Genomic DNA, 23,242 nt, shown 5'->3' on the forward strand with positions numbered 1-23,242 from the left:
CGTGTATCCCCCGCGAGGAAAACTGTGAACGTCACCGGAGCCCGCCAGACCCCCTCCGAGCCGCCCTTCGACGTGGTGGCGCTCGGCGAGTCGATGGTGACCTTCCGGCCCGCGGGGCCCGGCGGCCTCGCCGGGGCCGACACCTTCGAGCGCGGCATCGGCGGCGCCGAGACCAACGTGCTGTGCGGCCTCGCCGCCGCGGGCCACCGCGTCAAGTGGGTCAGCAGGGTCGGCGCCGACGGCTTCGGCACCCACCTCCTCGACCGCGTCGCCGCGCACGGCGTCGACACCACCGACGTCGCCCGCGACCCGGCGCGCCCCACCGGGATCTACTTCCGCACCGCGGGCGAGCGCGCCGTCACCGACGCCCCCTGCGCCCCCGCCGAGGCACCGCTCTCCGAGGTCGCCTACTACCGCGCGGGCTCCGCCGCCTCCGCCATGTCCCCCGCCACCGTGCCGCTCGCCGCCGCGCGCTCCGGGCGGCTGCTGCACCTCACCGGCATCACCGCGGCCCTCTCCCAGGACTGCCTCGCCCTGCTGCGCGCCCTGCTCGCCCCCGCCCCCGCCACCGGCACCGGCACCGACACCGGCACCGGCTCTGACACCGCCCCCGACGCCGGAAGCGCCGCGCACCGCCCCCTGGTCTCCTTCGACCTCAACTACCGGGTCTCCCTGTGGCCGGGGCCCGCCGCGGCCGCGCCCGTGCTGTTCGGCCTCGCCCGCGCCGCCGACACCGTCTTCGTCGGCGACGACGAGGCCGCCGCGCTCGGCGTCACCGGGGGCCCGGCCGCCGTGCGCGCCGCGCTGCCCGAGCCCCCGCTGCTCGTCGTCAAGCAGGGCGCCGCGGGCGCCACCGCCTTCCACCGCGGGCCCGGGGGCACCGACACCGTCACGGCCGTGCCCGCGCCACGCGTCGACGTCGTCGCCCCGGTCGGCGCGGGGGACGCCTTCGCCGCCGGGTTCCTCTCCGCCACCCTGCGCGGCCTGCCGCTGCGGCTGCGGCTGCGGCACGGGCACCTCGCCGCCGCCGCTGCCCTCACCGTGCCCGGCGACCTCCCTGAGCCGCCCGTACGCGCGCGCAGCGAGGAGGCCGACCGGCTCGCGGCGCTCGACGACGCCGCGTGGGGCAGACTGCGCATCGGCCCCGGAGGGGCCCGCCCGCCGCGCCCGGGCGCCCAGGAGGAGGTAGCCACCCCATGAGCCAGACGGTCGACCGCGCCCTGTCCATCCTGCCGCTGCTCGCCGAGGGCCCCGCCGACCTCGGCCGGGTGGCCGCGCGCCTCGGCGTCCACAAGTCCACCGCGCTGCGGCTGCTGCGCACCCTGCACGAGCACGGCCTCGTCTACCGCCAGTCCGACCAGCGCTACCGCCTCGGCGCCCGGCTCTTCGCGCTCGCCCAGCAGGCCGTGGAGAGCCTGGACATCCGCGAGATCGCCCACCCGCACCTGGTGGCGCTCAACGAGAAGTGCGGCCACACCGTGCACCTCGCCGTCCACGAGGAGCACGAGGTCCTCTACATCGACAAGGTGGAGAGCCGCTACCCGGTACGGATGTACTCCCGCATCGGCAAGCCCGTCGCGATCACCGTCGCCGCTGTGGCCAAGCTGCTCCTCGCCGACCTCCCCGAGCGGGAGCGGCGTGCCCTCGCGGAACGCCTTGAGTTCCCCCTGTACACGGCGCGCTCGATCCCGAACGCCGCCGCCTTCCTCACCGAACTCGCCACCGTGCGCGAGCAGGGCTGGGCCACCGACCTCGGCGGCCACGAGGAGTCCATCAACTGTGTCGCGGCGCCCGTCACGGGCGCCGACGGCCGGGTCGTCGCCGCGATGTCGGTGTCGGCGCCCAACGTGGTCGTCTCCGCGGAGGAACTGCTCACCCTGCTGCCGCTGGTGCGCCGCACCGCGGACGCCATCAGCCTTGAGTACTCGGGCGCCGCCCCCGCGGCCACCGCGCCCGCAGCCCACACCGCATCGAAGGGAACCCCGTGACCAGCAAGACCACGAAGACCGCCCTGACCCCCGCGACGCACACAGCGCCGCCCGCCCGGTTCTCGCACGGGGTGCGCAAGGGGAACCTGCTCCAGGTCGCCGGGCAGGTCGGCTTCCTGCCGGCCGTCGAGGGCCAGCCGCCGACACCGGCGGGCCCCACGCTGCGCGAGCAGACCCTCCAGGCCCTCGCGAACGTACGCGCCATCCTCGCCGAGGGCGGCGCCGACTGGGACGACGTGATCATGGTCAGGATCTATCTGACCGATACCGACCACTTCGCCGAGCTGAACGAGATCTACAACGCCTACCTCGACGAGCAGGGCCTCACCCAGCCGCCCGCCGCCCGCACCACCGTCTACGTGGGGCTGCCCCCGGGCCTCCTCGTCGAGGTCGACGCGCTCGCCGTACTGGACTGAGGCGGGTCCCCGGGGCGGCTCCCGGACCGGTCCCCGGGCCGGTCCCGGGCGCGCCGCGGCGGGGGAGTGGCGGATTCCGTGCGGCGTGCTGACCGGCGCGGGTGTCGCGAACACAGGTTCTTCGTCCATACTGCCCGCCGTGGAGCAGCGTAAAGGTCTGAAGATCCAGCCCGTGCAGGTCGCCTCGACCGATCCTGCCTTCATCAACGGCCTCATGTCGGAGCCCGAGACGCCGCAGGAGCCGGATGCGGCGGCCGGGACCGACGAGGCGCCTGCCGGGAAGGCGCACGCGGACGAGGCCACGGCCGCCGCCGACGCGCCCGCGGTGGCCGACGACGCCGAGGAGGCCCCGGAGGCCGCCCCCGGCGCCGCGGCGGAGCCCGAGTCCGCCTCCGCGGCGGAGCCCGCCGCCGAGCCGGAGGCCGAGGCCGCTACCGGGCCAGCCACCGAGGCCGCCACCGAGCCCGAGGCCGCGGCCGACGGTGAGGCGGACGCCGACGGTGCCTCCGAGGCCGACGACGACCCCACCGTCTTCCACGCCGTGGACCACCGGGGCTCGATCCTCATCGACGGCGCCGGGGTCCGCTTCAAGCTCGACGAGCTGGAAGCAGAGTGGGAGTGGAGCGAGATCGGCGCCGTCGAGTACGGCACGTCCCGCTTCGGCCGCCGCCTCACGGTGACCGTCCACACCCCCGACAGGCGCTGGTACCCGGGCGAGGTCCAGGCGGCGAACCGCGGCCGCCTCAAGGAGTGGGTGGAACGGCTCGACGTCGCCCTCGACACGTATTTCGAGGACGACTCTGAGGACGACTCGGAGGACGCGGGAAACGCCGAAGGCGCTGTGGACGCCGAAGACGCCTCCGGGAAGGGCGCCGCCGAGCCCGACGAGACGGGCGAGTCCGAGTCCGAGGAGTCCGAGTCCACGGCGTCCGAGGCGGCCAAGGCGTCCAAGGCGGTCGAGCCGTCCGAGGCGTCGAAGGAGTCCGTGGACGAGGGCGAGGCGAAGGACCGGGCCGAGGACGAGGACCGGGCCCAGGACCAGGCCGAGGACCAGGACAAGAAGACGTCCGGCTCCGGGGACAAGGCCCGCAAGGGCTGACCCGGCGCCTCCCGCCGCCCCACGCGCCCCTGCGCGAGGCGGTTGCCCCCTTGTGCGCGCGGGCGCGACCCGCATCCTTGTGACGCATGGCCAAGACTGCGGACAGTACTGGTACGGATGCCCCACCACCCGGCCCCCGCAAGGCACGTTGGCGCTATGTGGGCCCCGGCATCGTGGTGGCGGCGACCGGGGTCGGCGCGGGCGACCTGGTCGCGACCCTCATCGCCGGAAGCAAGTTCGGCTACACCCTGATGTGGGCGGCCGTGATCGGCTGCCTGGTGAAGATCTCCCTGGCCGAGGCCACGGGACGCTGGCACCTCGCCACCGGACGCACCATCTTCGAGGGCTGGCGCACCCTCGGCTCCTGGACCACCGGCTACTTCGCGGTGTACGTGGTCGTCTGGGGCTTCGTGTACGGCGCCACCGCGATGTCGTCGTCGGCGCTGCCGCTCGCGGCGCTCTGGCCCGACGGCCCGGGCGTGAAGACCTGGGCGGTGATCGTGGGCGTGGCCGGTCTCGTCTTCGTCTGGTTCAACCGCTACGCCGTCTTCGAGAAGGTGATGACGGTCCTGGTCGGCGTGATGTTCGTGGTGGTCGTGTACGTGGCCGCGCGGGTCGCGCCCGACATGGGGGCGGCCTTCGCGGGACTCGCGCCGGTGCTGCCCGACAGGTCGCTGCTGTACACGCTCGGCCTCATCGGCGGCGTCGGCGGCACCATCACCATGGCCGCGTACGGCTACTGGGTGAACGCGAAGGGCTGGACCAACACGGGCTGGATGCGGGTGATGCGGCTCGACAACCGGGTCGCGTACATCACCACCGGCATCTTCGTGGTGGCCATGCTGATCGTCGGCGCCGAGCTGCTGCACGGCTCGCAGATCGTGCTGACCTCCGGCGACAAGGGGCTCGTGGACCTCGGGAACCTGCTGGAGCGGCGATTCGGCTCCTTCACCGCGAAGCTGTTCCTCGTGGGCTTCTTCGCGACCGCGTTCACCTCGGTGATCGGCGTCTGGCACGGCGTCAGCCTGATGTTCGCGGACTTCGTGGAGCGCCTGCGCGCGGCCCGCGCGGCCGCGTCGGCGCCGCCTGCCGCTTCGGGTGACGAGGAGGGTGACGAGGAGGCGGGGAGCGTGGTCGCGGAGGTGGCGGCGGGCCGTCAGGAGCGCTCGGTGGCCTTCCGCGCGTATCTGCTGTGGCTGACGTTCCCGCCGATGTGCCTGCTCTGGCTCAACCAGCCCTTCGGGCTCGTGGTGGCGTACGGGGTGCTGGGGGCGTTCTTCATGCCCTTCCTCGCGCTCACCCTCGTCTGGATGCTCAACTCCTCCCGTACGCCCGCACAGTGGCGCAACGGCCTGCTGAGCAACGCGATGCTGGTCCTCGGCGGGCTGCTGTTCGTCGTGCTCTGCGTCCAGCAGGTGCGCGACCTGCCCTGGTGAACCCCCGCCGTACCACGCACGGAACGGCCCACAGCGCCGCCGGGGGAGCGGCGGCGCTGTGAACCGTGGGGGTGTGGTCACGCCGGGGAGGGGCGGCGGCAGCCCGGTGGAGCTGTGTGGGGGGTGTGGGCTGCCGCCGGCCCGGTCCTGTGGGTCCGCGGCCGACCGCGCCGGACCGCTCGGGGAGGGGCGTGGCCGCCGGGGGTCCGTAGGGGCCTAGAGGCCGTGCACGTGGGCGCCGACGCTGTCCGACCAGGCGTTGCCGGCCGACGCGTCCCAGTTGGTGGACCAGGTCATGGCGCCGCGCAGGCCGGGCCAGGTGGTGTCGGGCTTGAACGAGCCGCAGTTGGTGCCCTGGGTGAGGCAGTCGAGCGCGTCGTTGACCACGCCCGGGTCGACGTAGCCGCTGCCCGCCGCGCTGCTGGACGCCGGTACGCCGAGGCCGACCTGCGACGGGTCGAGGCCGCCCTGCAACTGGATGCAGGCGAGCGCGGTGAGGAAGTCGACCGAGCCCTGGTTGTACACGTTGCCGTCGCAGCCCAGCATCGAACCGCTGTTGTAGTACTGCATATTGACGACCGTGAGGATGTCCTTGATGTCCAGGGCCGTCTTGAAGTACTCGTTCGACGTGGACTGCATGTCGATGGTCTGCGGCGCCATGGTGATGACGGTGCCGCCGCCCGCCTGCTGGTCGACGGACTTCAGCGCCTGGGACATGTAGGTGGAGTTGAGGCCGTTCTCCAGGTCGATGTCGACGCCGTCGAAGCCGTACTCCTCCATCAGCGAGTGCACCGAGTCCGCGAACGCGCTCGCGGAGGCGTCGTCGCTCACCGACACGGTGCCGTTCTGGCCGCCGATGGAGATGACGACGCTCTTGCCCGCGTCCTGCTTGGCCTTGATGTCGGCCTTGAACTGGTCCTCGGTGTAGCCGCCGAGGCCCGCCGAGTCCAGCGTGAAGTCGACGGCGCCGGGCGTGGCGGTGGCGTCGGCGAAGGCCACCGCGATGATGTCGTACTGGTCGGGCACGTCGGCCAGGGTCTGGACCTGTGCGCCGTTGTCGAAGTTCTGCCAGTAGCCGGTCACGGCGTGCTCGGGCACCGCGGCGGCCGAGTGCGCCGCCGCCTGCGGGGAGTCGCCGTCGTCGGCGCCGATGGCGGGCCCGGCGAGGGCGAACCCGGCGGCCGCGAGCGCCGCGGTCACCAGCGCGGCCAGGGCCGTGCGGCTCCGCCGCGGTCTGCCGTGCCTACGGGGGTCGGTGTGCTTGGCTGCGCGGTCCACTGCGGCCTCCGGTGGGGGGATTGGCGTGGGGGGTCGGTCGTCGACCCAGGGCCGTTGTGCGTGTCGGTTCCTGAATGCTCGTACGGGAAACGGTGGCCACCGCTGGGCTACAAGCTGGTTCAGACCAATCGTGTTGTCAAGACCTCTGGAAGCTACGGACCGACCCCGGCGGGGACTTGGGCACCTTCTCTGCCCGCAAAGTCCTGGATAAGGTTCCTCGTGCAGCTCTGCGCCACTCCGGGTAGCGGTGGCAGGGACTGTCGGTGACCTGAGTGAACGGGGAAGCGCCGTGCCGACCGCAATCGCAGTGACCAGGGCGGATCTGGTGCTGCCTCCGACCGACCAGCAGACCCCGACGGCCGTCGCCCTCCGCCCGCCGGACGAGCAGTCGCTCGACGACGCGCTCGCCGAGATGCACCTGCTCCAGGAGCAGTTCGGCTATGTCGTCGTCGTCCACCCCGCCACGCTGGAGACCGCCTACGCCCGGCGGCTGCACACCGTGCGCGCCATCCTGGAGAGCGACCGCATCGCCCTCGTCGAGTCCGCGCTGCCGCCGCTCGGGATCGCGGTGCTGGCGCGGCAGTTACGGCAGCTCTCGGTCTGCGACTTCAGCGCGGGCGTTGTCGCCGCCGCGGCGAGACTCCTCGCGCACTACATCCACGCGGGCGCGCTCCTCGCGTCCGTCACCCGGCTCGACCGGGTCCCCGTCGACCTGAAGACGCACGCCAGGTCCTGGGTGCCCGGAAGCCAGTTCGGGGTCGTCACGGGGCCCACGCCCCAGCTCGTCAGGGTCGGCGGCGACGCCCGCCTGACGGGGCCCGAGTACGCCACCCGGCTCACCCTCGCGCGCGGCCAGCTCCAGTCCGACTGGGTCACCGAGACCCTGGCGCCCTCCTGGCGGGTCGGCGGGGTGCAGGAGGCCGCGCTGCCCGCCGACTCGCCCGGCTGGTGGGGCACGTCCCGCCTCGTCGAGTTCGCCGCGCACCTGCCCGACGTCTCCGTCATCCACCAGCTCGTGTCCTCGGTGCGCAGGGAGCGCTGCAACTGGTGCGGCATGGAGCTGATAGGAGACCGCTGCTGCTTCTGCGGGGCGCCGCTGACCCCCAGGGAGAACCGCGCGGTGGCCGCCATAGGCGACGGGGCGCGCCCCGCCCGCAGGCCGTGACCGCCCCCGCCGCCCCGGCCGCCGCGGGGCCGCGGCCCGTACCGCCACCCGACCGAACCGCGTCCCTAACGAGGTTGTGCCGCCCATGAATTCCCGTCAGCGCCGTGGAGTCATCCTCCTCATCGTCTCCGTGCTGTGCGCGATAGCCGCGTTCTTCGGGGTCATCTCCGTGATCAGCGACGCGAATTCGAAGGTGGGGCCCGAGGTCACCGCGTACGAACTCGCCCGGGACGTCGCGCCGTACACCAAGCTGGACGACGGCGCGTTCCGCAAGGTGTCCCTGCCGAAGCGCTGGCTCTCGGACACCGCGGTCACCGATCTCGCCGACATCCGCGGCAAGGTCGCCGTCACCACGCTCCGCAAGGGCTCCCTGCTCCAGTCCGACATGATCGTCGAGCAGCCCGAACTGAAGCCGGGCGAGCAGGAGATCGCCATCATGATCGACGCCGAGACCGGGGTCGCGGGGAAGATCACCCCCGGCGCGCGGGTGAACATCTACGCCACCTTCGCCGCCGACAACGACAAGGAGAAGTCGCTCTCCAGGATCATCGTCACCGACGCCAGGGTGACCGACGTCGGCAAGATCACCGCTCTCGACCCCAACCGCGACGACAACCGCGACGGGCCCCAGGAGGCGGTGCCGATCACGTTCGCGCTGAACCCCGCGGACGCCCAGCGCGTCGCCTACGCCGAGTCGTTCGCCGAGCACGTCAGGCTCGCCCTGAACGCGCCCGGCGCCGCCGCCGACGTTCCCCCCGGCGACCGCTCGTACACCCTCGACGAGGACAGCAAGTGACGGCCGCCGGGGCAACGGCGGGCAGCGAGGTAGTGAGGTCCGGATGAGCACGAGAATCCTGCCCGCGGTCGGCGACCTCGACGTCGCCAGGTCCGTCATCACCCTGCTCGGCCAGCTCCCCGACACCGACCCGGCGCCGCCGCTCGGCGACTCCACCTCGCTGCTCGACACCCTTGCGCGGCTCGCCGGGGAGTCCCTCGACGAGCTGCCCGAGGTCGTCCTCGTCCACGAGCGCATCGGACCCGTGCCCGCGCTCGAACTCATCCGCGAGATAGGGCTGCGCTTCCCCGCCGTCGGGGTCGTCCTCATCACCACCGACGCCAGCAGGGGCCTGTTCTCCGCCGCCATGGACTCCGGCGCCCGCGGCGTCGTCGGACTGCCGCTCAGCTACGAGGAACTGGGCAGCAGGGTGCAGACCGCCGCCCAGTGGGCCCTCGGGGTGCGCCGTCACCTCGGCAGCGGCGGCGACGTCCTCAGCGGCCCTGGCGGCACCGTGGTGTCCGTCTCGGGCGCCAAGGGCGGCGTCGGCGCCACCACCGCCGCCGTGCAGCTCGCGCTCGCCGCCAGGGCCTCGGGGCACACGGTCGCGCTCGTCGACATGGACCTCCAGTCGGGCGACGTGGGCTCCTTCCTCGACGTGCAGTTCCGGCGCTCCGTCGTGGACCTCGCCGCGGTGCGCGACATCTCGCCCCGGGTGCTCCAGGACGCCCTGTTCGTCCACGAGACCGGCATCGCGCTGCTGCTCGCGCCCGCCGAGGGGGAGCGCGGCGAGGAGGTCGCCGACCGCTCGGTGCGGCAGATCCTCAGCGCCCTGCGCTCCCGCTTCGACGTCGTCGTGGTCGACTGCGGCACCCAGCTCGGCAGCGCCAACGCCGCCGCCGTCGAGATGGCCGACACCGCCGTGCTCGTCACCACGCCCGACGTGGTCGCGGTGCGCGCCGCCAAGCGCGTCGTACGGCTCTGGGGCCGCCTCCAGATCCGCAAGGCCGAGGAGACCGTCGCCGTGGTCAACCGGCATACGCGGGGCGCCGAGATCCAGCCCCCGCTCGTCCAGAAGATCACCGGCACCAGGGTCGCGGCCACCGCGGTCCCCGCCGCCTTCAAGGAGTTGCAGGGCGTCCTCGACGCGGGCCGTATGCAGGACCTCGACGCCAAGTCCACGGTGAAGCAGGCGCTGTGGGCGCTCGCCGGCGAACTCGGCCTGGTACGGGCCCAGGACGGCGCGCCCCAGGGCCGCGGCAGGCGCTCCGCCGGATTCGGTGCCCGCCGCCGGGGTCAGCGGAGCCTCGAAGCGGGCAGTACACCCAGTGGCACGCCCCGCAAGAGCCTGGGCGGCGGCTGACGGTCATGGGTGGGGGTGACGAGCGGTGACCATACGGGCCACGGGGGCCTCACGGGGCGTGTGGACCGCGCGGGGTACGAGGGGCGCGTGGACCCTGCGGAGTGCGCGAGGCGCGCGGGGCGCGCCGGTCTTACGGGGCGTGCGCGGCGCGGCGGTCGCGCGGGCCGTCCCGGTGCGCGCCCTGCGGCGGCGGCTGCGCGCGGCGGGCGGCGAACGGGGCCAGGTGGCGCTGGAGTTCGTCTCCATGACCCCGGCGATCCTGGTGATCGTCGTGCTGCTGTGGCAGGCGGCGATCGTCGGCTACACCTTCGTCCTCGCGGGCAACGCCGCCGACCGCGCGGTGCGCGCCGCCGCCGTCGGCGACGACTGCGAGACCGCGGCCCGCCAGGACCTCCCGGCCGCGTGGAGCGCCTCGATCAGTTGCGGCGCCTCGGGGGCCGGGCTCGTCGAGGCCCATGTCGACCTGAAGGTGCCGCTGCTGTTCCCCGGCGCCGTCAATATGCCGATCACCGTGCCCGGCACGGCCGCCGCGGCCGAGGAGAGCGACCGATGAGGGCACCCACGGACGGCCACGAGCCCCCGGCGGCGATACGGGGCCGGAGCGCGGGGGAGCCGCGTCCGTGGCGGCGCCGTGCCCGGCGCGACGACCGCGGCCAGGTCGCCATCGAGTACGTCGGGCTGCTGCCCGTGCTGCTGCTGGTCGCCGTCGCCGCCGTCCAGCTCGGCCTCGCGATCTTCGCCGTACAGCAGGCGGGGACGGCGGCGCGCGCCGCCGCCCGGGTGGCCGCGCAGCCCGACGCCGATACCGACCCGCAGACCGCGGGCCGCGCCGCCGTCAGCGGCTGGCTCGACGCGCACGTCTCCGGCGGCGGGGGCGGCGGCGATTCGGTGACCGTCACCGTGCGTGTGGACATCCCGTCCCTCGTGCCGGGCGTCGGCTTCGGCAGCGCGGAGCGCACCGTGACCATGCCACGCGACGACTGACCACGGGGGCCGCCCGGCGCCCCGCACCGATCCGACAGGCCCGCCCGCCCCATACCGGAGCAGCAGGACACGAAGGTGCCGCACCGGCCCCCGTCGGGGGCCCCTGGCACCGCCAAGGAGTGACGACAATGAGCCTCAGGTCCCGGATCAACAGCCCAGAGCCCGGGGCGGGCCAGCACGAGGAGAACCACCTCGTCGGCGTCTACCGCGCCAAGCTCCTGGAGGAGATCGATCTCGCGGAGATGTCCGCACTGGCCGCCGCCGACCGCCGGGTCCGCCTCGAACGCGTCCTCGGCCACATCATCAGCCGCGAGGGCCCCGTCCTGTCCACACAGGAGCGCGCCGTCCTGATCCGCCGCGTCGTCGACGAGGCGCTGGGCCTCGGCATCCTCGAACCCCTCCTCGAAGACGCCTCCATCAGCGAGATCATGGTCAACGGCCCCGACCGGATCTACGTGGAGCGCGGCGGCAGGCTCGAACAGCTTCCGCTCAGGTTCAGCTCCGCCGAGCAGTTGATGCAGACCATCGAGCGCATCGTCTCCACCGTCAACCGCCGCGTGGACGAGGCCAATCCGATGGTGGACGCCCGGCTGCCCTCGGGCGAGCGCGTCAACGTGATCATTCCACCGCTGTCGCTCTCCGGGCCCGTGCTGACCATCAGGCGCTTCCCGCGCGCCTTCACCCTCCAGGAGATGATCGCCCTCGGCTCCCTCGACGAGCACATGACGATGCTGCTCGCCGCGCTCATCAGGGCCAAGTTCAACGTGATCGTCTCCGGCGCCACGGGCACCGGCAAGACCACCCTGCTCAACGCCCTGTCCGGTCTCATCCCCGAGGGCGAGCGCATCGTCACCATCGAGGACTCCGCCGAACTCCAGCTCCAGCAGTCCCATGTGATCACCCTGGAGAGCAGGCCGCCCAACGTGGAGGGCAACGGCCGCGTCACCATCCGCGACCTGGTGCGCAACTCGCTGCGCATGCGGCCCGACCGCATCATCGTCGGCGAGGTGCGCGGCGGCGAGACCCTGGACATGCTCCAGGCCATGTCCACGGGCCACGACGGCTCGCTCGCCACCGTGCACGCCAACAGCGCCGAGGACGCCCTGATGCGGCTTCAGACACTGGCGTCCATGTCCGAGGTGGAGATCCCGTTCGTCGCCATCAAGGACCAGATCAACAGCGCCGTCGAGGTCGTCGTGCAGCTCACCCGGTTCGCCGACGGCGCCCGCAGGGTCACCGAGATCGCCCTCGTCGACTCGCACGGCAGGGAGGAGTACCGCTTCGCCACCGCCTGCCGCTTCAACGCCCAGCCCATGGGCCCCGACGGCCGTATCCACGGCCGCTTCGAGTACTTCCCGCTGCCCCGCGGGGTCGCCGAGCGCCTGTACATGAAGAACGAGGCGGTCTCCCCGGTCTTCGGCGTCGCCTCCCACGAGGACCAGCTCGTCGTGCGCCGCTCCCTCACCTGACGGCCCGTCGACGGCGCGCGCGGGCCCCTGACACGCCGCCACCCCCCGGGCGCACACCAGGACTTCACCGCCCGTAATGCCGGGGGCCGCTTCCGTGACCGGCCCCGTACCGCGACAATGCTCCGGGGACCCACCACTCCACGCACACCGCCACACACCGCCCGGACCACCCCCAACGGACCCCGTTCAACCCCCACCGACCCGCATCAGCCCCGAGGAAAGCCGACCGACCCATGGACTACTCCCTGCTGGCGGCAGGCGCCGCACTGCTCGCCTGTGTGCTCGCCGTCGTCGGCCTGCACGTCTTCGCGGCCGGACGGGCCCAGCAACAGGCCCTGGTCGAACGCCTCGCCGCCGCGGGCCGGATACCGCCGCCCCCCGGCCGCGCGCGCCGCTTCGCCGGGATCGACCGCCGGGTGCGCCGCACCAGGGCGGGCAAGCGCCTCGAACGCCGCATCGCCACCACCGGCCTTGACGTCACCCCCGGCGAGTACACCGTCTACACCGTCGCCGCGCTGCTCGTCGCCTACTTCGTCGTCGGCGCCGTCTTCACCGACTTCTTCGGCCTGATCGCCGCCGCCGTCACCGTCTGGGGCGCGTCCGCCTACCTCAACTGGCAGCGCGGACGGCGCACCGAAGCGTTCATCGGACAACTCCCCGAGCTGACCCGCATCCTCGCCAACGCCACCCAGGCGGGCCTCGCGCTGCGCACCGCCATCGCCATGGCGGCCGACGAACTCGACGACCCCGCGGGCAGCGAACTGCGCACCGTCGCCGACCAGCTCGCCATCGGCCACTCCCTCGACGACGCCATGAACGAACTCGCCGAGCGGCTGCCCTCCCGCGAACTCACCGTCCTCGTCACCACCCTCATCCTCGCCAACAGGGCGGGCGGCGCCATCGTCTCCAGCCTGCGCAACCTCACCGAGACCCTGGAGGAGCGCAAGGAGACCCGCCGCGAGGTGGTCACCCTGCTCTCCCAGGTCAAGGTCACCGCCGTCGCCGTGCCCGTACTCGGCCTCGGCTTCCTGCTCATCATCAACGGCATGCGCTCGGGCGCCCTCGACGACATGACCCGCTCCTTCATCGGCAAGCTCGCCGTGATCGTCTCCGCGGCCCTCTACGCCCTCGGCGCCTTCCTGATCAACCGGATGACCCGGGTCCGGATCTGAGCGGGGGGAGACACACCATGGAACTGCTCCTCGCCGCCGTCATGGCCCTCGCCGTCTACGGCGTCTTCGCCGGGGTCAGGCTCTACCGCGCCGACGCCAAGCTCCCCGACGACCTCGCCGTCGCCCTGGAGGTCGGCGCCACCCGCACCAGCCGCACGGGCTCCGCCGTCGACCGCCTCGGCATGCGCCACGCCCCCACCGTGCTGCGCCTCATGGGCCCGCGCCGCGTCGACCGGATGCGCCGCAAGCTCGACATGGCGGGCAACCCGGGCGGCATGACCCTCGACCGCTACGCGGCCCGCCGCGCCGTCTTCACCGCCCTCGGCACCGTCGCCGCCGTCGTGATGCTGCTCAGCGGCCAACTGCTGCTCGCGATCATCTTCGCCGTCTACGGCTTCTTCTGGACCGAGGTCATCATCCGGGTCGCCATCGGCCGCCGCAGGGACGACATCGAGCGCACCCTCCCCGACTTCCTCGACGTCCTCGCCGTCGTCGTCTCCGCAGGGCTCGGCTTCCGCCAGGCGCTCGAACGCGTCGCCGAGAAGTACTCGGGCCCCTGGTCCGACGAACTGCGCATCACCCTGCGCCAGATGGACATGGGCATCAGCCGCAGGGAGGCTTTCGAACAACTGCGCAGGCGCAACGACTCGGAACAGGTCTCCATGTTCGTCAGCGCCCTCCAGCAGGGCGAGGAACTGGGCGCCCCCATCGTCGACACCCTCATCCAGATCGCCAACGACATGCGCCGCACCGACGCCCAGAACGCCCGCCGCAAGGCGTCACGCGCCGTCCCCAAGGCCACCCTCATCGTCACCAGCATTATGCTGCCCGCCACCATGATCCTGATCTCGGTCGGCTTCTACTACGCCTCCGGGGTCGACTTCAACGACCTGCTGGGCGGCTGACATGCGCGGGCGGCGGACCGGGCGCGGCATCGAGGCGGGCAACACCGCGGGCAGCACGGACCCCGCGGACCCCGTCGGCCATGTGCCCACGCTGCCGCTCCAGGTCAACGCCCTCCAGGCGCTCTGCCGCCAGCTCTTCGGCTTCCGCCTCGCGATGATCGCGATCGCCGCGCCCTTCGCCCTCACCACCGCCGAGAACGGCCTCGCCGCCTGGCTCGTCGGCGCCGCCGTCTTCGTCACCTTCATGGTCTCGTACGTCCTCATGCGCGACTGGGAGCGCTTCGGCCCGATACTGCTGCGCCACCCCTCCCTGCTCGCCCTCGACATGCTCTTCGGCGCCCTGCTGCTCTTCACCGCGTCCCCCAACTCCACCCTCGGCTTCGTCTCCGTCTGCACCCCGCTGCTCGCCGGGCTCGTCTACAGTTGGCGCGGCGCCGGGATCTTCGCCGCCCTCCAGATCCTGCTGCTCGCCGGGGCGTACGCCGTCAACCCCGACGCCCGCACGGGCACCTCCGCGCTCCTCCTCGTCGGCGGCTGCGCCCTCGCGGGCGCCGTCGGCGGCACCCTGCGCGGCCTGCTGCTGCGCTTCGGCGCCGCCTCCCAGGCCCTCACCGAGACCCGCGCGAGACTCGCCGTCAACGAGGCCGTCGAGGCCGAACGCGCCCGCCTCGCCCGCGATATGCACGACTCCGTCGCCAAGACGCTGCACGGGCTCTCCCTCGCCGCCGAAGGGCTCGCCGACTCCGCCGACCGCATGGACCCCATGACCGTCAAGCACCAGGCGGGCCTGGTCGCCCGCGCCGCCCGCCGCGCCGCCGCCGAGTCCCGCGAACTCCTCTCCGACCTGCGCCGCGAGTCGGGGCTCGACACCAGCGTCGACATCGCCGCCGAACTCTCCGCCGCCACCGCCGACTTCCGGGCCCGCTCGGGGCTGCGCGCCGTCTACCTGCCGCAGGGCGGCCGCATCCCGCCCGTCCCGCACGCCGTCGCCCGCCAGCTCCTCGCCATCGCGGAGGAGGCCATGGAGAACGCCCACCGGCACGCGGGGGCGGGCCAACTCGACGTCAGCGCGGGCCTCGACGGCGACCAGCTCGTCGTCACCGTCCACGACGACGGCACGGGGCTGCCCGCAGGGCTCACCCTCGACGCCCTGCGCCGCGAAGGACACTTCGGCCTCGTCGGCATGGTGGAGCGCGCCGCCGCCCTCGGCGCCCGTATCCGCGTCGGCCGCGGCACCTCCACGGGCGGCACCGAGGTACGCGTCGACGTCCCGCTCGCCGCCCTCACCGCCCCAGGCCCCCGCGCCCCGGCCCCGCCCGCGCTCCCCGCCCTCCCCCCTGCCGCGGGGCCGCCCGAGGACAGGACCCCCGAGGCCGCCACCGCCCCACCACGCGACAACCCGCCCTGAACGCGGGCGCCCCCGCGCCGCCGCACCACCCGTGAGAGCCCCGTGAGAGGAGGCCGCACGCATGCCGGACCACCAGGAACCCCACCCCGCGCAGAACACCCCGGAGAGCACCGCGAACCAGCACGTCTCGCAGCACGCTTCCGGAAACTCCGCGGCACGCTCCGAGCACACCCCGGCCCCCGCACCGCCGCCCGCACCGGCCGAGGGCCACGCGGCGCCGCTGCGCGTCGTCGTCACCGACGACAACCCGGTGGTACGGGCGGGCCTCACGGTGCTGCTCTCAGGACGCCCCGACATCGAGGTCGTCGCCGAGGCCGCCGACGGCGACGCGGCGTACCGCGCCGCGCTGCGCCACCGCCCCGACGTGATCCTCCTCGACGTCCGCATGCCGGGCGTCGACGGCATCTCCGCCCTGCCCCACCTCTCCCGTATCGCCCCCGTCCTCATGCTCACGTACAGCGGCGAGGCGGAAATCGTCCGTGCGGCACTGCGCGGGGGCGCGGGCGGCTATCTTGTGCACGGCGAGTTCACCGTCGAGGAACTGGTGGGGGCCGTGCACGACATCACCGCGGGCCGCGCCCCGCTCACCAGGACCGCCGCGGGTACCCTGCTGGCCGCCCTGCGCGGCCAGACCCAGGACCACGGCGGCCGGCTCCCCGACGCACTCGGCACCACACCACCCCCCGCAGTGCAAACTGCACCCGCACACACCGGCCGCCCGGCCCGCCCCCGGCGTTTCCTGCCAAGGCCCTCCCGATCGGCGGTAGTTCGGTCGAAGGCGACCCCGCAACAATTAGGTCAAGACCCTTCGCTTTCGCAATCTGATATGGCACAGTCAACAGGACGCCGTGACCCGGCGCCGGGGAGGGCCGCGGGTCTCAGCCAGCGGGAGGTGGAGGTCATGGATCTCATCGCGTCGGGCATGACGAACCAGCAGATCGCCGCCACCTGCTTCATCAGCGAGAAGACGGTCAAGAACCACATCAACCGCATCTTCGCCAAGCTCTCCGCCGCCAGCCGCAGCGAGGCCATCGCCCGCTGGCTCGGCACCGCCCCGGAAGGCGGGAGCGGCCATGCGTGAGCGGATTTGGGCCCGGAGTTGGGCCCGGGGACCCATGCGCGACCGGCGCCACCCGGCATACGCTGCGGGTGCCGCTGTCGAGACCGACCTCGGGGGAGCCGGAAGCACGGGCGGCAGTGTGACCTCCGCCGAGTCGGCCCGGCCGACGGGACCCGAAGGGGAACATCGTGCACGACGCCCTGCTGAAGGCCGCGGCCACCGCGAAGGCTTACGCGAACCACTGGACCCACACGACGGCGACACGCCTCCGCAGGAACAGCGAGCGGGGACAGGGCGCGATCGAGTATGTGGGGATCATCATTCTGGTGGTGGCGATCATTATTGCCTTGTTGAACACGAACATGGGGAGCACGATCGCGAACGCGTTCACCGAGAAGATCAACTCGGTGCTGGGAAGATAGCCGCGGCAGCCAGGTCGGACCGAGGGCAGGCCGCACCGCTGTACATCACGGCGGTCGTCGGCCTGCTCTTTCTCGCGTTGCTCTTCTTCGCCTTCGGCAAGGCCGACGCGCTGCGTAACACGTCGCAGTCGGCCGCCGACGCCGCGGCGCTCGCCGCCGCACAGGAGTCACGTGACCAGCTCAAGGGGGAGTTCCTGGCGAACATCCTCGACGGCGACTACCTCCACGACATCCTGAACGGCGACATCATCGGCACGTACAACGGCTGTTCCGCCGCGGCCAGATACGCCTCGCTCAACGACGGCCGCAGCGTCGGGTGCGACTTCCTCCACGACGGCCGCTGGGGATTCACGGTCCAGGTCGAGTCGGGCAAGCCGGTCGGTGACACCATCCTGCCCGGCACCGAGGGGCAGCACGCCAGCACCCGTGCCACCGCCGTGGTCGAGCCCCGGTGCGGCTTCGACCCCGCGCAGAGCCCCCCGCCGTCGACCCTGCCCGACGAGCCCCCCGACGACGATGACGGCGGCGGGACGGGCGGCGACGGCGCCGATGACGGCGAAGACGACGACAGCGAGCCGTCCCCGGGCAAAATCGTCTGCGACGACAAGGACTGGTCGATCGACCCGGACCATCTGGACCTGCTACCGGACATGGCGGACCTCTTCACCGTCCGACTGGCCAAGGACTGACAGCGAACGAGCGTAAGGGAATCCCACCCATGAGTATTCGGCACCTCAGGAAACTGCGGCGAGCGGGTGCGGTCACGCTGGTGTCCGCCGCCCTGGTCGTCTCCGTCACGTCGTGTGGCAACGGGGACGACTCAGACGACTCGAAGCGCGCCGCCAGCACCTCGTCATCCGCCGGGCAGGGCCAGTCGGACGGCGACGGGCAGGACCAGCCAAGCCAGGACGACACGGAGTCGAGCGGAACCACCGTCAAGGGCGACGACGGCATCGAGATGGTGATCCAGTCCGCCAAACGGGACAGCGGCGGATTCGTCACGGTCAACGGCCAGTTCAACAACCCGGGCGGCGAGACGTTCACCATTCCCGTGCAGTGGAGCGGCGCCGAGAACGCCGTCGCCGGGACCGGACGGTCCATCGCCGCGATGACCCTTGTCGACTCGAAGGACAAGAAGCGGTACTACGTCCTGCGTGACACCGAGAACCGCCCCCTCACCACGGCCGCGTTCGACCCGAGTATCAAGGCCGGAGGCTCGCTCTCCTTCTTCGCCCAATTCCCCGCCCCACCCCAGTCCACCACCTCCGTCGACCTCCAGTTCCCCGGATTCCCCGACACCGCGATTGAGATCTCGTGATGGCCTCCGCCCCCCGCACCCCCCGCCGGGCAGGCGCCCGCGCCGCGGCAGGCGCCGCCCTCGGCGTGCTCGTGCTGGGAGTCCTCGCCACCCCGGACGCCACGGCCGACGACAGCCCGTACCCCTCCGCGTCCGCCTCGGCCCCCGTCCAGGTCGACCCCAACGACCCCGACCTGAAGCTCCCCGCGGGCGCCACCCTCGCCGACCCCAAGGTGCTGGACATCAAGTCGGTCGTCGAGGACATCGGCGGCGAGGAACGGCGCGAGGACACCAACTCGGACGTGAAGTTCGCCCTCCAGTCCGAGGTGCTGTTCGGCAAGGACAGCTCCGACCTCTCGGGCGACGCCAACTCCCGCATCAGCCAGATCGCCGACGAGATCAAGAACCAGGGCGCCAATCTCATCAGGGTCTTCGGCTTCACCGACAACCTCGGCACCGAGGCCCACGGCGACAAGCTCTCCAAGGAGCGCGCGGAGGCCGTCCACAGCCAACTCGCCCAGGACCTCCAGGGCGCCGATGTCACCTTCGAGGTGCGCGGCTACGGCGAGGACTACCCGATCGCCTCGAACGACTCCGAGGACGGCAGGAAGAAGAACCGCCGCGTCGAAATCTCCTTCCCCCGCTCCGAATCGGATTCAGGCTCCGACTCGGGCTCAGATTCTTCTGATACCACTTCAGGTTCCGACACCGGCTCGGGAAGCTGACCCCGAACGCCAATCCGAAGTGCCCCGCCCCTCAACGCTTCTTGACCCCGCCGTCCCTTACTGCTCCACCCGCACCCGGGTCCCGCGCCTGATCCCCCACGACGCCATCGCACCCGCCTCGGCCTCCAGCACATGCCGGGCCCGCAGCCGCGGCGTGCCCAGGCGGCCCGGCTTCATGGTGTGCAGGGACACCACCTTCATACGGGAGTTGAGATAGGCGACGTCGATCGCGAAGCGCATCCGGAAGGTGTGGACACTGCTCGCGGGCGACAGCAGGATCGCGCCCTCTATCCCGTCCCTGCCGAGCAGCCCGCGCGTGCGCGCCCGGTAGGACGTGGCGATCTCCAGCGGAATCCCGGACGGAGCCGCCCTCCGCGCCTCCCGCGCGCCGTCGGCCGTGTCCGCCCCGTCGGCCCCCCGCGCCCCCTCGTCCTCGGAGGGGTCGACCACAAGCCTGCCCTGCCCGTTGCGCCAGCGGCCCACCGCCAAGCACCTCCCTGTGCCGGTCGCCAAGTCGGCCGCCGAGCCCGGGCCGCGGCCGTAACGACCGTATCCACAACGGAGTTGGCTCCGCATCCCCACCGCTTCCGCGCGCCCCCACGAAGTTATCCACAGGCTCCCCACCGCCCGCGTCCGCTACGTAGAGTGATGGGCATGCACGCACTTCTCACCGCGCTGGCGGTCATCTGGGGAGCAGCCGCGGGCCTGTTGGCCCCGCGCGCCGCCTACCGGCTCGCGGTCGAGCCGGACGGACCCCGGCGCGTGGCCTGTCCCGAGGGTCGCCCCCTCGAAGGACCCCTCAAGGGCTGGCTCGGCCTCCCCCGCTGCCCAGGCGACGGCGAGAAACCCCTGGTCGGGGCCCCCGATAACCCGAACACGCCCCCGAATGCCCCAGGCGCGCCCGTCGAAGACCCGAGCACCGCCCCCGAACACCCAGGCACGCCCCTCGAAGACCCGAGCACGCTCTCCAAAGACCCGATACCCCAGCCCCATTGCACCCGGCCCCACTATTTCGGCCCCCGCGCCCCGGTGGCGGCGGCGGTCACGGCCGTGGTGTGCGGGGCGCTCGCGTTCACCACGGGGCCGCGGCCGGAGTTGGCGGCCTGGCTGCCGCTCGCCCCCGTGGCGGTGCTGCTCGCCCTGGTCGACCAGGCGTCACGGCGGCTGCCCGACGTCCTGACCTGGCCGCTCGCCTGCGGCACCGTCGCCCTCCTCGGGCTCGCCGCGCTGCTGCCCGGCAGCGGGGGCTCCTGGACCACCGCGCTCCTCGGCGCGCTCGCGCTGGGCGCCGTCTACCTCGTCCTCGTCCTGGCCAATCCGGCAGGACTCGGCCTGGGAGACGCCAAGCTGGCGCTCACCCTGGGCGCCTCCCTTGGCTGGTACGGGTGGACGGTCCTGGTCGGGGGCGCCGTCACCGGCCTCGCCCTCGGCGCCCTGTACGGCTGGACCCAGGTCGCCCTGCGCCGCCTCACCCGCAAGGACGTGGCCCCGCTGGGCCCCAGCCTGCTGGCGGGCGCCCTCGCCTGGCTGCTCCTCGGCGGCCTCGCGGCCTGAGCCGCCCTCGGACGGCGCCCGCGCCCCCGCTCTCGTGCTCAGCGCGCCCGCGGGATGTACGCAAGACCATGGGCGCCGGGCTCGTCGAGCCTGGGGATGTCGAGGCGGGCCAGGCGCTCCAGCGTCTCCAGGTCGACGATGTCCACGGTGGAGGAGGCCACACAGGCAACATAGGCGAGCCGGCCGTCCGGCGACGAGGTGATGGTCAGGGGGAGCACCCCCACCTCGATCCGGCCGAGTTCCTTGCGGGTGTCGGCCGAGAAGACGGTGAGACGTCCGGGGCGCGGGCGGCCGAAGGAGGCGGCGACGCCGAGGCTGCTGCCCATCTCGCCCGCGAGCACCAGCCCTGTCGAGGTGAGGTGCACGGGGACGACGCCGCTGTCGGTGTGCAGGGTGTCGACGACGGACGCGGTGGCGGTGTCGACGACCCGGACCCCGTTGGGGGGCCGTTCCCCCGCGCCCTGTGCGGTGGCGCCGTAGGGGGCGGCGACGTAGACCAGGCTCCCGTCGGGGGAGATGGCGATGCCCTCGCTCCCCGGGACCTCGGCCTTCGCGGTGAGGGTCCCGCGCTCCAGGTCGACGAGCGAGACGAAGGGGGCCTCCTTGTTGCTCGCGGCGCCGATCCCGGCCCCGGGGGCGGCGACGAACCAGTGCGGCCCAGCGGCGTCCGTGTCGATCCTGCCCAGTGGGCGCCGGGTCGCGGTGTCCACGACGACCACTCCGCCGGGCCGCTCGTCCGAGCCCTCCACGCTGACGTAGAGCCGGCCCCGGGCGGTGTCGAGCGCGAGCCCGTGCGGGCCGTGCTCGGGCGCGAGGTCGACCACTTCGACGATGCGCCGGGAGTCGGGGTCGATGACGGTCAGTTCGGTGCACCGGCCGCCGTTCGCGTGGTAGTAGCCCGAGTGGTACGCGCGGGTGCACCACAGCAGCCGCTGGGTGGGGTCGAAGCAGAGTTCGTGGGGCTCGGCGAGGACGTCGAGGGCGCCGAGGTGCCGGTCGTCGGCGGCGTCGAAGAACGAGACCGTGGGGCCGCTCTGGCTGACCACGGCGAGGACGTCGCCCTCCCGGCCGGCGCGCGCTGACTGCTGCGAGGACATGAGGAGTCTCCCGAAGGGGTTCGAAGGGGTCCGAGGAGCAAGGGGGGTGAAGAGAAGCCCCGCGGTCCGCGGGACGTCCCCACTCTCGGCGCGCCCGGACCCCGACAGCAATGCAAGAATCAGCAGCAAATAATTGCCTCAGGCGTAAAAATGCAGCTCAGGAGCGCTGATGGATCTGAACTTGCTGCGTGCGCTCGACGCGCTGCTCCAGGAGAACAGCGTGACCCGCGCCGCCGAGCGGCTCGGCACGTCCCCCGCCGCGGTCAGCAGGACGCTGGCCAGGCTGCGGCGCACCGTGGGCGACCCGCTGCTGGTACGGGCGGGCCAGGGCCTCGCGCCGACCCCGAGGGCGCTCGAACTGCGCGAGGAGGTCGGCAGGTTGCTGCGCGACTGCGACAACGTGCTGCGCCCCGGGGCGGGTTTCGACGCGGCGAACCTCCAGCGGAGCTTCACCGTCCAGGCCAGCGACGCGCTGCCCGCCGGGCTCGCCGGGCCGCTCATCGACCGGATCGGCGCGGAGGCCCCCCGGGTCGACGTGGTCTTCCTGCCGGAGGCGGTGGAGGGCGGCCCCGCGCTCCGACAGGGCCTGGTGGACGTCGAGTTGGGCGTCCTCGAACATCTGGACCCGGAGACAAGGAAGCGGCGGCTCACCCGGATTCCGATGCTGGGCCTGGCCCGCGCCGGGCACCCGCTCCTCGGCGGGCGGATCGACGTGCGCAGGTTCGCGGCGGCGGACCACATCGGCATCTCCCGGCAGGGCAAGCGCACGGGACCGATCGACACCGCCCTCGCACGGCAGGGGCTGCGGCGCCGGGTCGCGGTCGTGGTGCCGAGTTCCAGCAGCGCGGTCCTGCTCGCCGCCAACTCCGACCTGGTCGGCCTCGCCCTCGGCGGCTGGCTCCCCGGCTCCCTCACGGCGCTCGGCCTGCGCACCTTCGCCATCCCGCTCGACCTGCCGACGGTCGACGTGGGCATGGCCTGGCACCCCCGCAACTCGGCCGACCCGGCCCACCGCTGGTTCCGCGACCACCTGGCCGCCACGGTCCTGGAGGTGACCGGAACCACCCCGTCCGCCCCGAGCGCCTGAAGCGTCACCGCGCTCCCGCGCACACCCCGTGCACCCCGCCGTTTCCGGTCAGGAACCGAGCATTCCGGCCAATCATGGAAACGATCAGACATTCAGTCGCACTTGTTCCCTCAAGGGGCGATGCGAAGGCCAAGCGGCGCGCTCTGGAGTTGCCAAATCGTTATCAAGGGCGGTCTGGTTCGACGGGGTGCGCTCGCGTAGGTTCGGACCAAGTTAATTCGCGCCAGCAAAGCTGCGCGGTGCGGTGTCGCGCAGCGGAGGGGGCTGCGCGGTCCCGTCACGGGGTGCTTGCGGTACCGCCCGGAGGCGCCCCGCCCTCGGCCGGTGCCCGTCAGGCGAGGTGCCCAGGGCGTCCCGCCCGCGCGCTCCGCCCCGCCCCGCCGTACGCCCTGGCCGCCCGCGGCCGCCGCGTTCCCGGAGCCGGGACGCAAACGAGAGCCCTCGAAGCGGTCCGTTCCGGGTCGCCCGTATGGGTGATGGGGGCGCGAGTGCGCCCGGCGTACGCCTCCCTGAAAGAAGGTCCGGGTGCCGGGTTCGTGACG

Annotated in this window: 24 protein-coding genes; 21 read left to right on the plus strand and 3 right to left on the minus strand. The window is 72.8% G+C overall.

Annotated features, from left to right (window positions below; genetic code table 11):
* Nucleotides 1-93: 93 nt before the first annotated feature.
* The 5 genes from ACIBIW_RS12295 to ACIBIW_RS12315 all read left to right on the plus strand — a co-directional run bounded on the left by ACIBIW_RS12295 (nucleotide 94) and on the right by ACIBIW_RS12315 (nucleotide 4,939).
* Nucleotides 94-1,200: a sugar kinase gene (locus ACIBIW_RS12295; protein ID WP_399335831.1), complete on the plus strand. Its 1,107-nt coding sequence runs from the start codon at nucleotides 94-96 to the stop codon at nucleotides 1,198-1,200.
* The gene (locus ACIBIW_RS12300) at nucleotides 1,197-1,988 is read left to right on the plus strand and encodes an IclR family transcriptional regulator (RefSeq protein WP_399334910.1); all 792 of its coding nucleotides are present in this window, start codon (nucleotides 1,197-1,199) and stop codon (nucleotides 1,986-1,988) included. Before ACIBIW_RS12295 ends, ACIBIW_RS12300 begins: the two co-directional genes overlap by 4 nt.
* Complete coding sequence (locus ACIBIW_RS12305; protein ID WP_399334912.1) at nucleotides 1,985-2,404, plus strand: RidA family protein; 420 nt, start codon at nucleotides 1,985-1,987, stop codon at nucleotides 2,402-2,404. Before ACIBIW_RS12300 ends, ACIBIW_RS12305 begins: the two co-directional genes overlap by 4 nt.
* A gap of 139 nt (nucleotides 2,405-2,543) precedes the next feature.
* The gene (locus ACIBIW_RS12310) at nucleotides 2,544-3,503 is read left to right on the plus strand and encodes a hypothetical protein (RefSeq protein WP_399334914.1); all 960 of its coding nucleotides are present in this window, start codon (nucleotides 2,544-2,546) and stop codon (nucleotides 3,501-3,503) included.
* Between the two features lie 86 nt (nucleotides 3,504-3,589).
* Nucleotides 3,590-4,939: an Nramp family divalent metal transporter gene (locus ACIBIW_RS12315; protein WP_399334916.1), complete on the plus strand. Its 1,350-nt coding sequence runs from the start codon at nucleotides 3,590-3,592 to the stop codon at nucleotides 4,937-4,939.
* A 216-nt stretch (nucleotides 4,940-5,155) separates the two neighbouring features.
* Here ACIBIW_RS12315 and ACIBIW_RS12320 read toward each other — a convergent pair whose 3' ends face one another.
* On the minus strand, nucleotides 5,156-6,217 hold the full coding sequence (locus ACIBIW_RS12320) for a chitinase (RefSeq protein WP_399334917.1): 1,062 nt from the start codon (nucleotides 6,215-6,217) through the stop codon (nucleotides 5,156-5,158).
* Nucleotides 6,218-6,524: 307 nt separating this feature from the next.
* Here ACIBIW_RS12320 and ACIBIW_RS12325 point away from each other — a divergent pair, with 307 nt between their 5' ends.
* The 14 genes from ACIBIW_RS12325 to ACIBIW_RS12390 all read left to right on the plus strand — a co-directional run bounded on the left by ACIBIW_RS12325 (nucleotide 6,525) and on the right by ACIBIW_RS12390 (nucleotide 18,962).
* Entirely contained in the window at nucleotides 6,525-7,382 is an 858-nt protein-coding gene (locus ACIBIW_RS12325; RefSeq protein ID WP_399335833.1) for a hypothetical protein, read from the plus strand.
* Nucleotides 7,383-7,467: 85 nt separating this feature from the next.
* Nucleotides 7,468-8,178, plus strand: coding sequence for a Flp pilus assembly protein CpaB (gene cpaB / locus ACIBIW_RS12330; protein WP_399334919.1), 711 nt, complete (start codon nucleotides 7,468-7,470; stop codon nucleotides 8,176-8,178).
* Nucleotides 8,179-8,221: 43 nt separating this feature from the next.
* Nucleotides 8,222-9,520, plus strand: a complete 1,299-nt coding sequence (locus tag ACIBIW_RS12335) for a CpaE family protein (RefSeq protein WP_399334921.1) — start codon at nucleotides 8,222-8,224, stop codon at nucleotides 9,518-9,520.
* Nucleotides 9,521-9,659: 139 nt separating this feature from the next.
* The gene (locus tag ACIBIW_RS12340; RefSeq protein ID WP_399334923.1) at nucleotides 9,660-10,073 is read left to right on the plus strand and encodes a pilus assembly protein; all 414 of its coding nucleotides are present in this window, start codon (nucleotides 9,660-9,662) and stop codon (nucleotides 10,071-10,073) included.
* Nucleotides 10,070-10,504, plus strand: coding sequence for a TadE/TadG family type IV pilus assembly protein (locus tag ACIBIW_RS12345; RefSeq protein WP_399334925.1), 435 nt, complete (start codon nucleotides 10,070-10,072; stop codon nucleotides 10,502-10,504). The genes ACIBIW_RS12340 and ACIBIW_RS12345 overlap by 4 nt, the downstream gene beginning before the upstream one ends.
* A gap of 128 nt (nucleotides 10,505-10,632) precedes the next feature.
* Nucleotides 10,633-11,973, plus strand: coding sequence for a CpaF family protein (locus ACIBIW_RS12350; RefSeq protein WP_399334928.1), 1,341 nt, complete (start codon nucleotides 10,633-10,635; stop codon nucleotides 11,971-11,973).
* Nucleotides 11,974-12,206: 233 nt separating this feature from the next.
* Nucleotides 12,207-13,145, plus strand: a complete 939-nt coding sequence (locus ACIBIW_RS12355; RefSeq protein ID WP_399334930.1) for a type II secretion system F family protein — start codon at nucleotides 12,207-12,209, stop codon at nucleotides 13,143-13,145.
* Between the two features lie 17 nt (nucleotides 13,146-13,162).
* Nucleotides 13,163-14,050, plus strand: a complete 888-nt coding sequence (locus ACIBIW_RS12360; protein ID WP_399334932.1) for a DUF5936 domain-containing protein — start codon at nucleotides 13,163-13,165, stop codon at nucleotides 14,048-14,050.
* A gap of 1 nt (nucleotide 14,051) precedes the next feature.
* Nucleotides 14,052-15,458 (plus strand): sensor histidine kinase, encoded by a 1,407-nt coding sequence (locus tag ACIBIW_RS12365; protein ID WP_399334934.1) that lies wholly within the window; start codon nucleotides 14,052-14,054, stop codon nucleotides 15,456-15,458.
* Nucleotides 15,459-15,519: 61 nt separating this feature from the next.
* Nucleotides 15,520-16,539, plus strand: a complete 1,020-nt coding sequence (locus ACIBIW_RS12370) for a LuxR C-terminal-related transcriptional regulator (RefSeq protein WP_399334936.1) — start codon at nucleotides 15,520-15,522, stop codon at nucleotides 16,537-16,539.
* A 167-nt stretch (nucleotides 16,540-16,706) separates the two neighbouring features.
* Complete coding sequence (locus ACIBIW_RS12375; protein WP_399335835.1) at nucleotides 16,707-16,940, plus strand: hypothetical protein; 234 nt, start codon at nucleotides 16,707-16,709, stop codon at nucleotides 16,938-16,940.
* Nucleotides 16,937-17,629: a pilus assembly protein TadG-related protein gene (locus ACIBIW_RS12380; RefSeq protein ID WP_399335836.1), complete on the plus strand. Its 693-nt coding sequence runs from the start codon at nucleotides 16,937-16,939 to the stop codon at nucleotides 17,627-17,629. Before ACIBIW_RS12375 ends, ACIBIW_RS12380 begins: the two co-directional genes overlap by 4 nt.
* A 29-nt stretch (nucleotides 17,630-17,658) precedes the next feature.
* Nucleotides 17,659-18,258: a hypothetical protein gene (locus ACIBIW_RS12385; RefSeq protein WP_399334938.1), complete on the plus strand. Its 600-nt coding sequence runs from the start codon at nucleotides 17,659-17,661 to the stop codon at nucleotides 18,256-18,258.
* The gene (locus ACIBIW_RS12390; protein WP_399334940.1) at nucleotides 18,258-18,962 is read left to right on the plus strand and encodes an OmpA family protein; all 705 of its coding nucleotides are present in this window, start codon (nucleotides 18,258-18,260) and stop codon (nucleotides 18,960-18,962) included. The genes ACIBIW_RS12385 and ACIBIW_RS12390 overlap by 1 nt, the downstream gene beginning before the upstream one ends.
* A 57-nt stretch (nucleotides 18,963-19,019) precedes the next feature.
* On the opposite strand, the gene ACIBIW_RS12395 is transcribed toward ACIBIW_RS12390, so the two are convergent.
* The gene (locus tag ACIBIW_RS12395) at nucleotides 19,020-19,445 is read right to left on the minus strand and encodes a DUF192 domain-containing protein (RefSeq protein WP_399334942.1); all 426 of its coding nucleotides are present in this window, start codon (nucleotides 19,443-19,445) and stop codon (nucleotides 19,020-19,022) included.
* 171 nt (nucleotides 19,446-19,616) lie between these two features.
* Between ACIBIW_RS12395 and ACIBIW_RS12400 the strand changes: the two genes are divergently transcribed.
* On the plus strand, nucleotides 19,617-20,516 hold the full coding sequence (locus ACIBIW_RS12400; protein ID WP_399334944.1) for a prepilin peptidase: 900 nt from the start codon (nucleotides 19,617-19,619) through the stop codon (nucleotides 20,514-20,516).
* Nucleotides 20,517-20,554: 38 nt separating this feature from the next.
* Here ACIBIW_RS12400 and ACIBIW_RS12405 read toward each other — a convergent pair whose 3' ends face one another.
* On the minus strand, nucleotides 20,555-21,613 hold the full coding sequence (locus ACIBIW_RS12405; RefSeq protein WP_399334946.1) for a YncE family protein: 1,059 nt from the start codon (nucleotides 21,611-21,613) through the stop codon (nucleotides 20,555-20,557).
* Nucleotides 21,614-21,782: 169 nt separating this feature from the next.
* Between ACIBIW_RS12405 and ACIBIW_RS12410 the strand changes: the two genes are divergently transcribed.
* Complete coding sequence (locus ACIBIW_RS12410; RefSeq protein WP_399334948.1) at nucleotides 21,783-22,700, plus strand: LysR substrate-binding domain-containing protein; 918 nt, start codon at nucleotides 21,783-21,785, stop codon at nucleotides 22,698-22,700.
* Nucleotides 22,701-23,242: the final 542 nt, after the last annotated feature.

The organism is Streptomyces sp. NPDC050560, from assembly GCF_044457285.1.
In the GTDB taxonomy this organism is placed as follows: Bacteria; Actinomycetota; Actinomycetes; order Streptomycetales; family Streptomycetaceae; genus Streptomyces.

Bases quoted from the DNA above. Each gene is read 5' to 3' on its own strand.
- ACIBIW_RS12295 (WP_399335831.1), top strand. From the start codon at position 94: ATGGTGACCTTCCGGCCCGCGGGGCCCGGCGGCCTCGCCGGGGCCGAC.
- ACIBIW_RS12300 (WP_399334910.1), top strand. From the start codon at position 1,197: ATGAGCCAGACGGTCGACCGCGCCCTGTCCATCCTGCCGCTGCTCGCC.
- ACIBIW_RS12315 (WP_399334916.1), top strand. From the start codon at position 3,590: ATGGCCAAGACTGCGGACAGTACTGGTACGGATGCCCCACCACCCGGC.
- cpaB (WP_399334919.1), top strand. From the start codon at position 7,468: ATGAATTCCCGTCAGCGCCGTGGAGTCATCCTCCTCATCGTCTCCGTG.
- ACIBIW_RS12335 (WP_399334921.1), top strand. From the start codon at position 8,222: ATGAGCACGAGAATCCTGCCCGCGGTCGGCGACCTCGACGTCGCCAGG.
- ACIBIW_RS12345 (WP_399334925.1), top strand. From the start codon at position 10,070: ATGAGGGCACCCACGGACGGCCACGAGCCCCCGGCGGCGATACGGGGC.
- ACIBIW_RS12350 (WP_399334928.1), top strand. From the start codon at position 10,633: ATGAGCCTCAGGTCCCGGATCAACAGCCCAGAGCCCGGGGCGGGCCAG.
- ACIBIW_RS12355 (WP_399334930.1), top strand. From the start codon at position 12,207: ATGGACTACTCCCTGCTGGCGGCAGGCGCCGCACTGCTCGCCTGTGTG.
- ACIBIW_RS12360 (WP_399334932.1), top strand. From the start codon at position 13,163: ATGGAACTGCTCCTCGCCGCCGTCATGGCCCTCGCCGTCTACGGCGTC.
- ACIBIW_RS12365 (WP_399334934.1), top strand. From the start codon at position 14,052: ATGCGCGGGCGGCGGACCGGGCGCGGCATCGAGGCGGGCAACACCGCG.
- ACIBIW_RS12370 (WP_399334936.1), top strand. From the start codon at position 15,520: ATGCCGGACCACCAGGAACCCCACCCCGCGCAGAACACCCCGGAGAGC.
- ACIBIW_RS12385 (WP_399334938.1), top strand. From the start codon at position 17,659: ATGAGTATTCGGCACCTCAGGAAACTGCGGCGAGCGGGTGCGGTCACG.
- ACIBIW_RS12390 (WP_399334940.1), top strand. From the start codon at position 18,258: ATGGCCTCCGCCCCCCGCACCCCCCGCCGGGCAGGCGCCCGCGCCGCG.
- ACIBIW_RS12400 (WP_399334944.1), top strand. From the start codon at position 19,617: ATGCACGCACTTCTCACCGCGCTGGCGGTCATCTGGGGAGCAGCCGCG.
- ACIBIW_RS12405 (WP_399334946.1), bottom strand. From the start codon at position 21,613: ATGTCCTCGCAGCAGTCAGCGCGCGCCGGCCGGGAGGGCGACGTCCTC.
- ACIBIW_RS12410 (WP_399334948.1), top strand. From the start codon at position 21,783: ATGGATCTGAACTTGCTGCGTGCGCTCGACGCGCTGCTCCAGGAGAAC.